Here is a 16,387-nt window from a genome sequence, read left to right as displayed (position 1 = left end):
TGATGTTATTGCGGATTTTACAAGCGGTCAAGATTTGATAGGATTAAGCGGAGGTTTGAGCTTTGGTCAGTTAGCAATTACTCAAAATAATCAGGGAACTATCATCAAGAATATCTTGACAGGAGAGGAGTTAGGTGTGATAATTGGAGTGAGTGCAAATGCGATTACATCGGCTAATTTCCTGTTGATTTAGGGAAAAATGAAAAGTACGATCGCCCATCCGATACAAAAGGACGATCGCACTTCTACTAATTTAAAAAGGTGTAAGCTGCTACGCATCTAAATTGAATACAGAGACGGGCAAGATGCCCGTCCCACAAGAATTGTAGAAAAATTGACTGTCGAATTAGATGTACAGCAGCTTAGCAAAAATTTAACGATTATATCGTGTCCGATCGATCGCCCATAATACAATTGCCGGGGCGGGTTTTTGAGATTGTCCATTTTTGACAAATATTATTGGTGAACCCGCCCCTACAGGAATCAGGGTAATCGACCGGACATGATATTATTCATACTTTCGGCCGCGCCACTGAGTAGGCTGATTTAAAGCAGAAATGAGAATTCGCAAAAACGCCAACGGATCGGCTAATGGTGACAGCCAAAACAGCCATTTACCCGATGCCCCAGTTGTATCGTAGGAAGGTGCGATCGCCAAACACAAAGCCTCACGCACTGCCACCAAAAATACATTCAATCCCAACAGCCAAAAGTGCGGAAATATACCAACCGGCGGCAGCGAACCAAACAACAAATAGCACAACACAATCGGCACCGGCAAACCTTGAACCGCCAGCAACAGCCACAAATCGCCCCAAATTTGACCGGCAGAAGCAGCATCTTTCAAATCGAGCGATCGACCCCATTCATTCCAAGTCTCGATCGCCCCCTCATACATCCGCACCTTCAACACCTTAGCCCCATCCAAAAATCCCACCTTAAAGCCCTTAGCAGCCGCATAGCGAGCCAAAGTCACATCATCGCAAAACGAACCCCTCGCGACTTCATAGCCCCCCAATGCCACCAAAACATCGCGCTTACACAAGAAACACTGACCGTTCGCCATCACCCGTTCCGGCACATCCCCGCCAGTGCCCGTGGGCCCGAACCGATAAACCAAAGTCATTAACAAAGCAGGTTGCAGCCACAACTCCCCCGGATACTTGAGGATAAACTGCGGCGACAGCGAAATCAAATCGTAATTTCGGGCCGCCGCCGTCTTCAGCAAACTCGCAATCAAACCCGGATGCGGCACAGTATCCGCATCTATCCCCAAAATCCACTCGCACTTCTGGGAACTTGCCAAAAAACCCGTGTGCAAAGCCCAGGGACGCCCTACCCAACCCGCCGGCAGCGGATCGTCGTTAATCAAGCGAAACCGGGGGTCTTTTTGTGCTGCTGCTTTGACTAAATCTCCGGTTCCGTCTACGGAATAGCTGTCCACCACAATCACTTCTCGGAGTTCGTAACTTTGGTGGCTTAATCCTTCCAAACAAGGGGAAATTCGATCGGCTTCGTTCAAAGTCGGTACCACCGCAGTACAAGCACCCAACATATCCAGCGTCGGCGAATCGGGATCCAGGGGCGGGATGCGCGATGGGCCTTTAATCAAACGCGACAGGAGAATTGCGGCGGCGGGCAATTGCAGCAGCAGGAGTGCGACAGGGATGATACTTGTCAGGGGTTGGGGGAACAGGTGAGGGGCGATCGAGAAAACCATACTATTGAAGAATTGAAGAATTGGGAATGATATCATTTCCGATCGATTGACCATAATATCCCGGCCGGGCGGGTTTTTGAGATTGTCAATTATTGGCAGATATTGGCAGGTTTACCAGCCCCTACCTGATGAAGGGTAATCGACCGGACATGATATGATATCAAATCCGGTAGCATCGGAATTATTCATCTCTGTATTCTCTCCCTCTGCGTTAAGAGCGCCCTCTGCGGTTAAATCATTCCGATGCAACCGGAAACGATATGACTTACGGGATAGGGGTTGGGAGCTTATTTACAGTTCATTTTTTTTGTAACTGGTATCAATTTAAAAAATTTAATAAAATTTTGGCCTCAAACATATTACAGGAATTGGACATGAAAATATCGCCGCTGAAAAACCCGGTTTCTACAAGAAACCGGGTTTTTAAACTAGCTCAAAATTTAGTGTAAATTTTTGCTAAATCAGCCGGGGTTGCTCGATCGCGACTTACTTCCGCAAAACGCCCACCGGCTGAGGTGGAATTTGGGCCGTGACAGCAGATGTCTCCAAAGACGGCATTGTTTCTGTTACGTAACCTGCAGGGGGTTTAGCGATCCAGCTTAACGCGATCGCCGGAACTACACCCAGAAGCACAGCTAGCGATGTCGGGAACCAGAACCGAGAATCCAAGGAAGTTACAGTGATAATTGCTCCGAAAGCAAAGTTTACCAAATAAACAATTAAGGGCAAACCCAATTCCGATCGCTCTAATTGAATCGGCATTTTTCTCCAGAAGAAAGCAGCAGAGGACATAAATAGCGCCCCCGTACCCATCCACCCAGCCAAATTGCGGTAAGGCATCCCAAAGAAAGCCCCAAGTTCCTCAAACTCCCAAAAAGGCACAGAAGTTTGACTCATCGCCGGATCTAATACAAAATCCCAAGCTGTTAGCAGCAAAGCACCAAGGGCGATCGCCCCTATTTGGCGCACCCAGTTGAGTTCACCTTTACCGCCAGCTACTCCAGCGCGAGCAATTATGTATGAAACCAGTCCCAGATAAAACCACGACAGGGGAATTGTAAACGGCACCAGCCCTGCAATTTTGTAACCCAAACCGCTCAAATAGTGGTAGTGGCCGAAGGGAAAACCCGTACTCGTTCCCAACAACTCGCTACTCAACGACAAAAACACAGAAGGCAGTAAAAAACCCAGAGTTGCACCCAAACCCAACGTCCGCAAGGAATAGAGACCAACCGCTGCAGCACCAAAGATGATATAAACTACTCCACCCCCAGCCATCCCCCACTGGAATAGAGTTTGCCCTGCTGGTGGCAAACTCATCACCAATTCGGGACGGGGTAATATCAGCAGCAACCCTGCCAATCCAAAAGCCATTGACAAGACGTGGGCAATCAGGCAAAAGCGCTCAGCAATCAAAAGTTGCTTCATGGGACTCCTCGAAAAAATATTAGATGCAGAAAGCATTCCCTAACAGTTTACAAATCTTTAACAAAAAACGAACACGAACTCGCGATCGGCATTTTTCCCAAACTTACACGCAGGGCCGAGAAATCCGGTTTCTGACTTACTACCTCGTTGCTAAACCCCTTATTTTTCTAAGAAACCCGGTTTTTTGGCGAGGGATTGCTTGCATGGCGTGCCGAATGCCGAATCCCCTCCTTCCCTCGGACGGATATCCGTTATATCCGTTACACGCCTCCGTTACCTCTGCTAGATAACTAAATCCTTCTGGCTTCTGCCTTCAACCAAAAACCGCAGGATTCCCCTTCCTCGCGGAACGAAGCGACGATCGGCAGCAAGGCGCGTAGTGTAGCAGGTGGGGGAGGAATGCGGGTGAGACGACGAACCCCACTCCCGACCAATTGTGTGCAAGGCAAACAGAGGAAGGGAGGAGTGGGTGAGGAGGCGAACAGTTCTAGGCTTGCCAGTAATAGCTTCAACAGTGATAATGGTGAAGCGAGTTTGTTGAAGACAGTGAACCAGGTCATCACCGCCAAACTGAAGTTAAATCTCACCACTGAGCAGAAAGCCTCGGTGCGTGAGACTGCCTTGGCTTATCGGGATGCACTGAATTTCACTTCTGATGCAGCTTTTGATAACGATAAATCTAGTAACGGTGCTCTCGTTACAAAAGCTTGTCTATCACGAGTTACGCACTCGGTTTGGGCTTGGGGCACAAATGGCTTGCAATGTCCCCAGACAAGTGGCTGCAACCTATAAAAGTCTGTGGACGAAGGTTAAACAAAACGCTGAAGCGATTAAGAAAGGCCATGCCAAGAAACGTTACAAGGGACTAGACCAAGCTCCTAAGTATGTGGCGCTTACTGTTACCTTAAACTATCAGCGCGACTATTCATTTAAGCCTGACCAAAAGGTTAGTATTAATACCTTGAATGGTTGAGTTGTTGTACCTTACGATGGCTATAACAAGCATATAAACTTGATTAAAAGCTGCGCCAAGATTGGTGCGGCTAAGATTGTTTACCAGCGTGGTTCTCAGACTTATTAATTGATGGTAAGCCTAGAAATAGAACTACCGAATATTGACCCAACTCAGACAACTAGAATTGCTGGGGTGGATGTAGGGCAACGGTATCTAGCGGTAGAAACCGACTCTAGCAATAAATGTAAGTTCTATTCTGGTAAGGCTGCTAGACATCAAGCCAATCACTATCACAAAGCTAGACAAACTTTACAGCGTAAAGGCACTCGGTCAGCCAAGCGTAGACTTATCGCTTTATCTGGCAGAGAGAGACGGTTTATCGCTGATATGAACCACCAAATCAGCAAGCAAATAGCAAAGCCCAATAGCCTAATCGGACTAGAAACATTAACCGGAATACGGGAAAGAATTAAGTCTAAAACAGGTAAAAGGGCAAGCAAGAAACAGCGAAAAGCAAACAGAATTAAGGCTAAATGGTCATTTGCCCAACTGCATAGCTATAGCGGTTCTCAGAAAAGTGAGGTATGCCCTATGCCCTATGCCCTATGCCCTATGCCCTATGCCCTATGCCCATGAGTACCTCATCTTTCTGAGAAAGGCTATATATTGACTATAAAGCTAATCTAAGTGGCTCTTTAGCGACCAAGGTATCGGCTCACTATACGTCCCAAAGTTGCGTAAAGTGCGGGCATACTTCCAAGGCTAATCGACCCAACAAAGGGTTGTTATTTCGGTGCGAATGCTGTGGCTATGAGTTACACGCTGATTTGTTGGGGAGTAGAAATATTGCGCTTAGAACGTTGCTCGTTCGGCAAGACTGGATGAGTACGGGGGTCTTGTCAGCATCCCCTGATGTGTCGAAGGATGAAACCAAAGCCGAAATTCTACAAAGGTTTTCGGAATTGCGGTGGACTTTAGACGCAAGCCCCAACCTCGCGGATAAGCGCGTCAGCGCGAAGTAGCAGGTTGGGGTAGTTGACATAAATTACTGCCAATTGCCCACTAGCACGAAAGGTGCCCAGAAATACGGATTCTGATACTCTCGCTTTTTCAGCAGCGTTAATTGAGCGTTGCGGAGGGCTTCAGCTTTGCTGACTTTAGAAGAAGCAAGCTGCCGGTAAAACTCAGCCATAAAGATAGCTGTAGATTCGTCGTTGACTTGCCAAAGGGTGGCGGCGGTGCTGCGGGCACCCGATCGAATGGCGGCCCCGGCCAAACCCAAAGCCGCGCGGTTATCGCCCGAAGCAGTTTCGCAAGCACTCAAAACCAAAAGTTCGATCGCCTGTTGCCTCTCACCACTGCGGGATCGCAGCAGTTGATCGAACTCCTTAACATTCACTTTCTGGTCCCAAGTCACAATAAAAGTATCGGCCGCATTCGAGCTAAACTGACCGTGAGTTGCCAAATGGACGATCGGGTAAGGCACCGCTTTAATGCGATCGTGCAACCGCCCGCTGACAAAATCTTCATTCAGCAGCGAACTCCCCGGCATCTCGGCTGCAATTTGTTGAACTTCCTCCTTCACGCCCGGCAAAGCCGAGAAGCCTTGACGCGCTTCCGAGAGGGCAGCGGTGAGCACTTTTAACTTGACTTTGCTCAGCGGTTTCGGTGCCAGCAATTGCAATCCTGGCGCCAAAGCAATACTGTATTTTTCTACCAAAAACTTTTCACCGTCGTGCAGCACCGCCATCGGCAGATTGCGCAAGTAACCGTCGAGCACAAATACCAGAGTTTTAATCCCGTTGGCGGTCAAATCCGCCTCTGCAGGACGGATTAACCAGTTATAAACCTGTTCAACGGGTTGCCTCCTGTTGCGGGGGAAAGCAGCAGGCCTGATGACATTTTTGGCTAGTCTGAAGGCAGTTTCCAACTCGGCTTGAGGCTTCACAGTAGTGTAGCGGCGCAGGGGTTTGCCGGGAATTGACAAAATTACCTCCAAACGATCGCTCAAAATAATCGGATAAATCACGGCCGCTGTAGGATCAATGTCCTCGATCGACGTTGGTTTAGCATCAGCGCAAGCATCCCGAAAAAAGTTGTCCAATTCCGCCAACTGCAATGATTCCACCGTTTGGCGCGCCAGTTTCAACTTAGCTTGACTGGGAGATTCCTCTTCCAAAAGCAGCCCGACTAATTCCCGATAAACCGGTTCGGCACTTTCCCGAAACGAAAATTGCACTTCAGGATTGACTGTCACCAAATCGCCCCGCAGAGAAGACAGTACATTCACAGCTTGAGTATATTGAGCGATCGCTTTTTCTATATTCCCCTGAGCTTTCCCAATCCGTCCAAGTTGCCACAGCAATTGGTAAGCAATATCGGGAGATTGAAACGGCGGTGCTAAACTCAAAGCCTGAATTGTGACTGTTTCCGCTTTCTGATACTGCTTTTGGATTTCCGATAGTTTGCCTTTAGCTGCCAGAATATAAGCTTGTATTCGTTTGTCACCCAAACTGTTTGCTGGTTCGAGAGAGCGATCGAGGATTTTCTCTATATCGCTTAAACTCAAAGTTTTCGCAGGCGACTGAGCTAATTTCATCAAGCTTTGAGCTAAATTAATTTGAGCGTAAAGTCCGACGCGATTCGACCCAAATTGAGCGACTTGAGGTTCGAGGGAACGCCAAAAAACCTCTGCCTCGGACCAATTTTTGCGATCTATCAACAAACTCAATAGGTTTAACTTCGCCTGAATTTGTAGGGGCGATCGATCCGGCATCCCCTGGGCAGATCGAGCATAATAGTCTAGGGCCGAGCGTTCCAAATCAGCCCGCTGTTTGGGTGTCAAACCCGGTTTATTGCTTTGAGCCCGTACCGTATTGCCCAGATTGAGATAAATTGCAGCCTCCTCTTCCCGCACACCTAATTTTTGGGCTGCTGCGAGTCCCGCTGATAGCAATTCCTCGGAGCGTTCCAGTTGTCCCAAAACCCGCAGCACCCGCCCTAAAGCATGAATTGCCTGGACTTGAGCTAGGGAAATCGGCCCATTTTTCACAGTTTCCAAACCCGCTGTCGAAACTTCGCAAGTTTGGTTTTCCAGCTTCAAAGAAGCTAACAGAATTTTGCAAGCTCTGGGGTAAAGTCCGAGAGCTTGCCAAGCCCGACTTTGATTAATTTGAACTTGAAAAAGTTGGGTTTTGCGATCGATTTGCTCTAAAATTTTAGCGCTTAAGTTAAAGTTATCGATCGCCTCTTGAGTCTGCCCCCGTTCGAGTTGCAACTGTCCTTGAATGTTGAGAGTTTCAGCCAAAATCCGCTGCTGTTCGGGAGTTTTGGCTTGTGTTCGCACAGCCGACAAACTCGAATTTACAGCTTTTTCTGCTTCTTCCCAAAGAGCCAATTGCCCGTAGGTTGCAGCTAAATTGCTCAAAGCTGTGGCGCGAGCGAGATTTTCGCCTTTTGCCTCAAACGCCGCCGCCGCTTGCTGCAACAGCGGTACAGCTTCGGAAAAACGTTCCTCTTGGTAAAGAGTTCGAGCTTGTCGGACAAGCTGCACGGCTGGTGGTGGATTAACCTGAGCAACTCCGGGAGGAATCGCAACCGATAGGAGACAGGAAATCACAAATAACAGAATTACTTGTCGGATCGATCGGGTAAATTTCATATAGAATTCAACCACTTGTATTTTTTATCTGATTGAGAGTCCCAGATCGAGGTCTGTGGGAAGGCAATGAGCACGAATATTTATCGCCGTTTATCCACGTTAATTAGGGATTAAAAAATTTCTTGTCAACGGGGCACACAAAGAGAACTCGGTCGAGGATTGCGATCGTCAGCAGCATTACTCGGATTGTATGCAACAAGCGTAACTTCTCCTTGAGCATTCACCAGCCAACCGCGAGCGGCCACAACTTCCCGATCCCGAATTTCCCCTTTTTCCTTTTTCCCTCTATCGCTTACAGCCGTTAAATCCCGTACATTCCCCCTTGCCGAACTTCCTTCCCCTTCCACCCACGCCCACGGCGTTCGAGCGCTGCTGAGAACATCATTAGGACTTGGTGGCACTCCTCCTTTCCCAGTAGCCGTAAACTCGCTGTCGGCTCCTTGGATGCAGGGATTTGTAGCAATTAACGCAGCCGGATTCACCACATTTTGTGGCAGTTCCACTAAACCTTGAGCGGGATTCACCCCAGAAGAACTAAATGTTACAGTACCTTGCAAAGCCGGGCTGCTACTTTGGGAAATAGCCCCAATATCGCTGGTAGGAACTAGAGAAGTAGGACTTAGTTCCAGAGCACCAAATTCAGCCTCTGTGTATCCCAAAGTACGTCGAACCTCTTCACGACTGACTGCTGTAAACCCGAAAACATTAGGGACATTGATATTAACCCGACCACCTTGGGCCGATCGCGCATTAGCCGTAATATCGCTATTTTCCTTGGGGAGAGTAGCCAGAATCTCGCTTTTAATGTTGATATTGCCACCATCAGAAATACCTGCATCCGTAGTAATTCTGCTACCTCGGCGTAACTGGATATCTCGCGCTTCGAGGTTAATATTTGCTCCTGTACCCGATTGAGTCGTGCCGTCAATACTACCTTTGGTGTCAAGGTGGATAGAATTTGCCAAAACGTTAATGTTGCCCGCACTTCCCGAGCCCAAACTCCCGACATTGATTGTTGCCCCCTCTTCGATTCTCAACCTTGGCGCGAAAATGCTGATGTTTCCCGCTGCCCCTGTGGGGGGTGGAAGCTGGACTCTCCCCTGCAGAAAAGAATCTCCAGAGGCAGTCGCTATGCCGGAAGTAGACAAATTCCCTTTGGTTCCAAGCAGTTCCACCGACTCCGAAGCGTTGACAATGATGTTTCCCGCCTGTGCTGCCCCTAGAGTAGAAGCTGTTATGCTTGCGCTACCTTGAACAATCAATCGCCCGGTGTTAATCCTCACATCCCCGCCCGCACCGCCCCCAGCAGTTCCCGCAGCCAATGTAGTGAAGGCATTGGGATCTTCCTCTAAACTGTCGCTTGTGCTAGTGCCAATTATTCTCACAGAGTCGGTGGCATTGATGGTAATATTTCCGCCCCGGCCGGCCGAAGGAAGCACGCTATCTCTTGTGGCAATCCCGCTGGTAGAAGTTATCGCCGTTCCCCCTTCCATTAACACAGAGGGTGTATTAATTTCTATATTTCCCGCGTTTCCCGTACCCGCAATACCGGCAATACTGTTAGTGGAGATTGCTGTACCCAACGGACTATCCAGCCGGTTCTCTCTCAGTATCACCTGCTCGGAAGCTCTCACAGTTAAGTTTCCTCCCTCGCCTGCACCCACACTTGCGGTTACTAGAGCTCCCCCATTTCTGATAGTCAGCTTCCCCGTATCAATTGTTAAAGTGCCTCCATTTCCTCGATCAATAGCAGCGGTGATCACCCCGGATGCGTTGACCTCCACTGATTCAGAAGCTTTAATTGCTATATTTCCTCCGTTCCCCGATCCGTAGCTCGGGTTGAGGACGATCGCCCCTTCTGCGAGTCTTAGCTGCTTAGTATCAACTGCAATATTCCCCGCCCTTCCTGGGCCTGCTGTCCCGACTGTTATGCCGCTTGGCCGAGTTGAAAAGCTACTCGTTCCAGTTGTGCCGACCTCGAGGACAGCCCGCTGAAAGTTCTCATATCCAATTCCCTTGATTTCTACAGAGTCAGTAGCACCGACTGTGACATTTCCTCCCTCTCCCGTCCCGGCAGTACCAGTTGCAATCAAGGCTTCGTCTAATATTCTTAACTGTGCTGCATCAACAGTGATGTCGCGACCGTTAATATCGCCCATAGTCTCGGACACGAAGGCAGCCTGATCGCGCAATGTCACATTTCCCCCCCTAGCCGAGATCGCGCCTCCCCCCGGCCCGCTAGCTATCACGGTGGATAAACCGGATAATTCTATACTGCCGAACTTGGCAACATTTGTATAGTCTAAACCTAATCCTAGGGGCGTGATGTTGAAGCTTACCAAACCCGGACTCGCCACACTTCCTAATTGAATGTTCCCGCTAAAAGCACTGGCAAAACCATTATTAAAGATTAAATCTCCTCCTACCAGTGCTAAGGTTTGACCTGGAGGTACTGCTAAACCTACGGGGATTGTTGTGTCTTCAATTACTTGGGTTACACTCGAAGCGTTGATTATTGCGCCGGGATTCTCTCTAAACCTTAAACCCACAGGAATATTAATCGCTAACAATGGTACTGTTTGCGGGTTGGCGCTGCTAAATTCAAAGCCATTATTAAATACAACACTCGATGCACTGGAACCGACAAATGAACCACGCAAATCTAACTGCGCATTCGGGCCGAAGACAATCCCTTTTGGGTTAATTAAAAACAAGTTACTGTTTCCCAAAACTCCCAGATTTCCTAAAATATTAGAAGGGTTGCCACCCGTAACGCGGGTGAAGATGTTGGCAATTCCGCTGGGATTTTCAAAATATGCTCCCCGCCCTTCACCTATGTTGAATTCGCCGAAACTGTGAAAGAGGTTAACGCCACGAATAGCGCCACCAGTGATTCTATCTGAGGGTAAGTTGTTGATAGTATCGGGAACTGTGCGCGAACTTTCCGCGCCCAAGCTATTATCGGGGATAATTTGAGCGATGGCGGGGAAAGGAAACAGCAGTAAGAAGGCAAAAAATAGGGCCGCAGATTGGCGGGGCATTTTTTAAGTCTGGTTAATTTAATATTAGTAAAACAGCCCGGGGTTATCTAAAACCTGAAAAGTACCTATTGAGGTACGCAAACACCCGTCGGTTTCGGACTGCGAATATATGCACCAACACCTGAATTATACACTACCAGCGTTACTTGTCCTTGATCATCCATTACCCAACCTTGAGCAGGAATAATTAGTGTTGGCATAATTTCTCGGGATGGTAGGGGAGTTTCTACTTGCTGACTTCCACCTACCGCTGGTTCCACCCACTGCAACGATTCTTGTGGGCTGCTGAGAACATCGTTAGGACTCGGTGGCAATCCCCCCCGCCCAGTCACAATAAACTCGTTCTCGGCCCCTTGGATGCAGGGATTTGCAGCAATTAACGCAGCCGGATTGGCCACATTTTGCGGCAGTTCCACTAAGCCTTGAACGGGATTGACTCCAACAGAACTAAATGTTACCGCCCCTTGCAAAGCCGGGCCGCCACTTTGGGAAATGGCGGCGATGTCGCTGCTGTTAAGCTCAGATGTAGGACTTACTTGCAACGATGCAAATTGGGCGTCCGTCAGCCCCAACCTGCTTCTGACTTGTTCGCGACTCGCTGCTGTAAAACCGAAGACATTGGGGACATTGATATTCACGCGGCCGCCGCCTGCTGTGCGGGCGTTGGCTGTGATGTCGCTGTTTTCTTGCGGGAGGGCGACTAGAATATCACTGTTGATGTTGATATTGCCGCCGTCAGAAGTACCTGCATCGGTGGTAATTCGGCTGTTGCGGCGCAATTGGATGTCTCGCGCTTGCAGGTTAATATTTGCTCCTGTACCTGATACAGTTGTGCCGTCAATTCTACCTTTGGTATCAAGAGCGATCGAATTTGCGACAATATTGATATTACCAGCGCGTCCGGTTCCCGTAGCCTGCACCGTCACTGTAGCTCCATTTCTGACAATTAATCGATCGGCATTTAGATTCAACGAACCGGCATTTGCCCTAGCATTGGGATTAGTACCAAATATCTTGCCCACCGAAGCATCAATTGTACTGACAAACAGACCATTATTTCCGCTGCCGCTGACCTCGATGCGATCGGCATTAACAGTAATATTCCCCACATCTCCCACCCCCAAAGAACTCGTAGAAACTACCCCCCCATCCCGCACGGTTAGGCTTGGCGTATCAATGCGAATATCCCCGCCCCGACTAGAGCTCAAAGTTCCAGAACTCAGCGCACTAGCATTCTGAATTCCGCTGGTCAAAACTTGAGAAATACCTGAAATTTCTACTGATTCTGTAGCCCTAACTGTTAAATTTCCAGCAGGCCCCCCATGCTGAGAAAACAAAAACCTGCCAATTAACACACCCGTTCCTACTGTAAACGCAGAACCCCCAGAGAGAGTCAACCGCTTGGTATCGACATTAATATTCCCCGCCCTACCGTTAGAACCGATACTCAGGGTGCTAATTCCGGTTGACACAACTGTTCTCGGGCCGCTGTTAGACAATTCTACTGATTCTGCAGCTTTAATGTTGATATTCCCCGACGAGCCACTGCTGTAGCTCGTCGTACTCAGAAGAGAACCGTCACGCATAATTAATCTCGCCACATCAACACTAATGCTTCCTCCGGCACCGGTACTTTCTTTAGCTGTCCCGTTGTTAATTCCAGAACCCGCCATCTCAAAAGTATTGGCGCGAATGATTAAATTTCCGCCCCTTCCACCGCCAAAAGTGATGCCGCTACCTACTAGCCCATTGTTGAAGAGCAGGCGTCCGGTGTCGATCGTTATATTCCCCCCCGAACCAGCACCAGCACTAGCATTAAACAGCATAATTAGCGGCTCAAAGGGGTCTATAGTTCCCGATACCAAATATTTAATTGCAACCTGTTGATAGCCCTCAACTCCCAGCCCGGTCATTTCTACTGAATCAGCTGCGCGGAAGTTAATATTGCCTCCTGCACCATCTCCTAGAGTCAGGGTAGAAAATTGTGTGCCGTTTTCCACCCGCAACTTTTGGGCGGTGATATCGATACCTCTACCCTCAATATTTCCCAGTGTCAGCGCATAAATCCGCGCACCGCTGATGGTGACATTTCCACCTTTCAATTCTACTCTACCGCCACCGATTCCGCTGGTGTTGATAAGTGTTCCATCGGATATTTGAATATTGCCGAAGTTCTGAATTTTGTCATAATTTAAAGTGAAATTTCCCTGCTCAGCAACAGCAGGAGTTAGGGCAAAATTAACTAAACCGGGACTGGCTGTGCTACCGAGTAAAATTTGTCCGCTGCTGGCGGTTAAATTGCCGCCTTGGAGTTGGAGGTCGCCGCCAATGAGTGCTAAAGTTTGACCGTGGTCTACTGCTAAACCAACTTGATCGCTAATCGGAATTGGCACAGCAGAGGCTGGGAGGTTTAGCTTTCCTAAAGCAGTCGATTGATTGACAATTGCACCCGGATTCTCCCGAAATCTTAAACCAGCGGGAATATTAACGGTTAACAGCGGGGATGTTTGCAGGTTTGTGCTGCTGAATTCAACGCCGTTATTAAACACAATACTGTCTGCCGTTGAACCGATAAACGAACCGCGCAAATCTAACCTAGCATTCGGCCCAAAGACAATCCCTTTTGGGTTAATTAAAAATAAGTTGCCGTTGCCTAAAACCCCCAGAGTTCCTAAAATATTTGATGATTTTCCCCCCGTAACGCGGGTGAAGATGTTGGTAATTCCCCTGGGATTGCCAAAATATGCTCCCCGCCCTTCACCTATGTTAAATTCGCCGAAACTGTGAAAAAGGTTAACGCCGCGAATTGCGCCGCCAGTGATTCTATCTGAGGGTAAGTTGTTGATAATATCGGGAACTGTTCGCGAACTTTCCGGCCCCAGGGTATTATCTGGGATGATTTGGGCGATCGCACCTACGGGAAAAAGGCACAAATAGCAACTCAAAACTAAAAGGTAAATCGAGCCTGGAATCGAGGGATTTTCTGTAGAGTGAACTACAGATATCGGGGAGCGAAACGGCAGTCCCAAGGCCTGACCACTTAAGAGCCTAACCCCTAATAAATGTCGCTTGTATTCGAGTCTATATCCCCCTAAATTCCCCTGGATTCGGGCGAGTTTGAGAAGATTTATTGTCCCCCGCTGAATAAGCGAGGTTAGGGGGTATCGAGACTTCGATACAAACAACAGAGACGGTCGGTTTGACGTTAAGTTGTCACACCTTGGCACTGCTTGGTTCCTACTGTATTTCCGAGCAGTGAAAACTTCTGTATAGTATTTGTATCGCTTTTTTAGTTCGTTAATTTTGCTGAGCCAGAAGTAGATATCTTGGAAAACCATAATTAACCTTTTGTTAGGTGACAAAAGCGACTAATTTTAAAGCAGTTGCTATTTTCAGGTCATCGGGGCACACAAACCGATAAAGGATTCCTCGTGCGATCGTCCAATTGACCGGCAACTTGATTTGCCACAAGCATAACTTCTCCTTGAGCATTCACCACCCAACCGCGAGCCGGAACAACTTCCCGATCCGGGATTTCCCTCTGCGGTTGATCCGTTACATCCGGTACATTGTTCGTTGCCGAAGGAACTGCCTCTTCCACCCACGTCCACCCCGTTCGAGGGCTGCTGAGGGTATCATGAGGACTGGGTGGCACTCCTCCTTTGCCAGTGACGGTAAATGCGCTCTCGGTCCCTTTCGTGCAGGGATTTGCCGCAATTAAAGCAGCCGGAGCGACAATATTTTGCGGTAGTTCCACTAAACCTTGAGCGGGATTGACGCCGGAAGCACTAAATGTAACAGTACCTTGCAAAGCCGGGCCGCTACTTTGGGAAATAGCGGCGATGTCGCTGCTATTAAGCTCAGATGTAGGACTTACTTGCAACGCTGCAAATTGAGCGTCACTCAGCCCCAACCTGCCTTTCACCTGTTCGCGGCTCGCTGCTGCAAAGCCCAAGATATTCGGGACATTGACATTAACGCGGCCGCCCGCAGCGCTCTTGGCGTTGGCCGTGATGTCGCTATTGTTGAGCCCCACTAGGATATCGCTGTTGAGGGTGATGTTGCCGCCTTCGCCAGCACGCGCATCGGTGGTAATTCGGCTGTTGCGGCGCAATTGGATGTCTCGCGCTTGCAAGTTAATATTAGCCCCGGTACCCGATACACTCGTGCCGTCAATGGTGCCTTTGGTGTTGAGGGCGATCGAATCAGCGACAACATTAATGCTGCCAGCCGCCCCGGTTCCATAACTCTTGACGCTAACCAGTGCGCCGTCTCGCACACTCAACCGGCCCGCCGCAATGCTCAAGCTTCCCGCCGCACCAGATGCAGGTTGCAGCCCCAACAAAGTCAGGGTCGGCAAATCTCCCGAACCTGTGACGATGGCGCTGGGAAAGCCGTCTGTGGTAACGCCGGCTATTTCCACGGATTCGTCCGCGGTGACAGTCACATTTCCCCCTTGTGCCGCACCCAGAGTTGAGGCTAGGATAGCTCCTCCGTCTCGCACGATCAACCGTCTGGTGTTCAACGTCACATCCCCGCCTTTGCCGCTCCCAACCGTTCCCGCAGCGATCGCACTTGGGGAAGGAATGGATCCCGCTGCGGGGCTGATCAGTTCCACCGACTCTGAGGCGTTGACGGTGATGTTTCCGCCGGGCCCCCCCGTAATCAGCCTTCCTCCTAGGTACAGCCCGCTCGAAGAATAGATCCTAGCCCCTGCTTCTACGCGCAGGGAGCGGGTGTTAATTTCGATGTTTCCTGCCCTTCCCGTGCCACCAATACTGTTAGTTACTAGAGTCGTATTCAGGGGGCTATCCGATCGTTGTCTCGCTACTATTACCGAGTCAGAAGCTCTCACGATCAGATTTCCGCTGTTGCCGGCACCAAAAGTCGAGGGCGAGACGAGGGCTCCGTCGGTGACACTCAGTTGACCGGTTTCGATAGTGATACTGCCTGCATTTGCGCTGTCAAAAGTTGTGGTGAACAGCCCCCCGGCGTTGATTTCTACCGATTCTGAGGCTCTAATTGTCACGTCGCCGCCCTCTCCCGTACTGTAGGTCGGGTTGAGTATTGCCGATCCGTCTCGGATAGTTAATCGTTTGGTGTCGAGGGCGATCTCCCCGGCTCTGCCGACACCCAAAGTTCCCGTAGTGATGCTGCTTTGGCGATCAGCGATATCTGGCGGCTCTTGTGCTGCACCAGGATCGAGAATCCGTCGCCGAAAGTTTTCAAATCCTATTCCCTTGAGTTCTATATTCTCGGCGGTTCGGATCTCGATCGGGCCTCCGGCTCCGCTGCCGCTAGTGGTTGAGGCGACAAAGGCTCGATCTAAAAGGCTAAATCGTGCTGCTTCGATTTTGATGCCGCGGCCGTCCATGCTTCCGATCGTATCGGATACTAGGCTCGAGCGATCGCGCAATGTCACGTTTCCCGATCGCAGTGCGATCGCGCCTCCCCCCGGCCCGCTAGCTATCACCGAGGATAAACCGGATAATTCTATATTGCCCAACTTGGCAACATTTGTATAGTCTAAACCTAATCCTAGGGGCGTGATGTTGAAGCTTACCACACCTGGACTTGCCACA

At 49.3% G+C, this 16,387-nt stretch carries 9 protein-coding genes and 2 pseudogenes; 5 read left to right on the top strand and 6 right to left on the bottom strand.

Annotated features, from left to right (window positions below; genetic code table 11):
- A pseudogene (locus tag ACUVJL_RS10130) lies at positions 1-193 on the top strand (calcium-binding protein); the annotation flags it as partial.
- 315 nt (positions 194-508) lie between these two features.
- On the opposite strand, the gene cruG reads toward ACUVJL_RS10130, so the two are convergent.
- Together cruG and cruF are read right to left on the bottom strand one after the other, a co-directional pair.
- Positions 509-1,720 (bottom strand): 2'-O-glycosyltransferase CruG, encoded by a 1,212-nt coding sequence (cruG, locus tag ACUVJL_RS10125; protein ID WP_445245721.1) that lies wholly within the window; start codon positions 1,718-1,720, stop codon positions 509-511.
- Positions 1,721-2,206: 486 nt separating this feature from the next.
- Positions 2,207-3,148, bottom strand: a complete 942-nt coding sequence (gene cruF / locus ACUVJL_RS10120; protein WP_445245720.1) for a gamma-carotene 1'-hydroxylase CruF — start codon at positions 3,146-3,148, stop codon at positions 2,207-2,209.
- 405 nt (positions 3,149-3,553) lie between these two features.
- On the opposite strand from cruF, the gene ACUVJL_RS10115 reads away from it, so the two are divergent.
- From ACUVJL_RS10115 to ACUVJL_RS10100, 4 genes and pseudogenes are all read left to right on the top strand, one after another.
- Positions 3,554-3,940: a hypothetical protein gene (locus ACUVJL_RS10115; protein WP_445245719.1), complete on the top strand. Its 387-nt coding sequence runs from the start codon at positions 3,554-3,556 to the stop codon at positions 3,938-3,940.
- A gap of 292 nt (positions 3,941-4,232) precedes the next feature.
- Positions 4,233-4,739, top strand: coding sequence for a transposase (locus ACUVJL_RS10110; RefSeq protein WP_445245718.1), 507 nt, complete (start codon positions 4,233-4,235; stop codon positions 4,737-4,739).
- 29 nt (positions 4,740-4,768) lie between these two features.
- Positions 4,769-4,939: pseudogene (locus ACUVJL_RS10105) on the top strand (zinc ribbon domain-containing protein); the annotation flags it as partial.
- 45 nt (positions 4,940-4,984) lie between these two features.
- Positions 4,985-5,125 carry a hypothetical protein gene (locus tag ACUVJL_RS10100; protein ID WP_445245717.1) on the top strand — a complete coding sequence of 47 codons (141 nt, stop codon included), beginning with the start codon at positions 4,985-4,987 and terminating at the stop codon, positions 5,123-5,125.
- Positions 5,126-5,148: 23 nt separating this feature from the next.
- Here ACUVJL_RS10100 and ACUVJL_RS10095 read toward each other — a convergent pair whose 3' ends face one another.
- The 4 genes from ACUVJL_RS10095 to ACUVJL_RS10080 all read right to left on the bottom strand — a co-directional run.
- Positions 5,149-7,764, bottom strand: a complete 2,616-nt coding sequence (locus ACUVJL_RS10095) for a CHAT domain-containing protein (RefSeq protein ID WP_445245716.1) — start codon at positions 7,762-7,764, stop codon at positions 5,149-5,151.
- Positions 7,765-7,889: 125 nt separating this feature from the next.
- On the bottom strand, positions 7,890-10,805 hold the full coding sequence (locus ACUVJL_RS10090; protein WP_445245715.1) for a two-partner secretion domain-containing protein: 2,916 nt from the start codon (positions 10,803-10,805) through the stop codon (positions 7,890-7,892).
- Between the two features lie 65 nt (positions 10,806-10,870).
- On the bottom strand, positions 10,871-13,738 hold the full coding sequence (locus tag ACUVJL_RS10085; RefSeq protein WP_445245714.1) for a two-partner secretion domain-containing protein: 2,868 nt from the start codon (positions 13,736-13,738) through the stop codon (positions 10,871-10,873).
- 464 nt (positions 13,739-14,202) lie between these two features.
- Positions 14,203-16,387, bottom strand: a 2,185-nt coding sequence (locus ACUVJL_RS10080; RefSeq protein WP_445245713.1) for a filamentous hemagglutinin, incomplete at its 5' end; no start/stop codon positions are given.

Origin of the sequence: Microcoleus sp. OTE_8_concoct_300 (assembly GCF_031383065.1) — a bacterium.
In the GTDB taxonomy this organism is placed as follows: Bacteria; Cyanobacteriota; Cyanobacteriia; order Cyanobacteriales; family Microcoleaceae; genus Microcoleus.
This window is presented reverse-complemented; position numbering and strand designations above follow the sequence as displayed.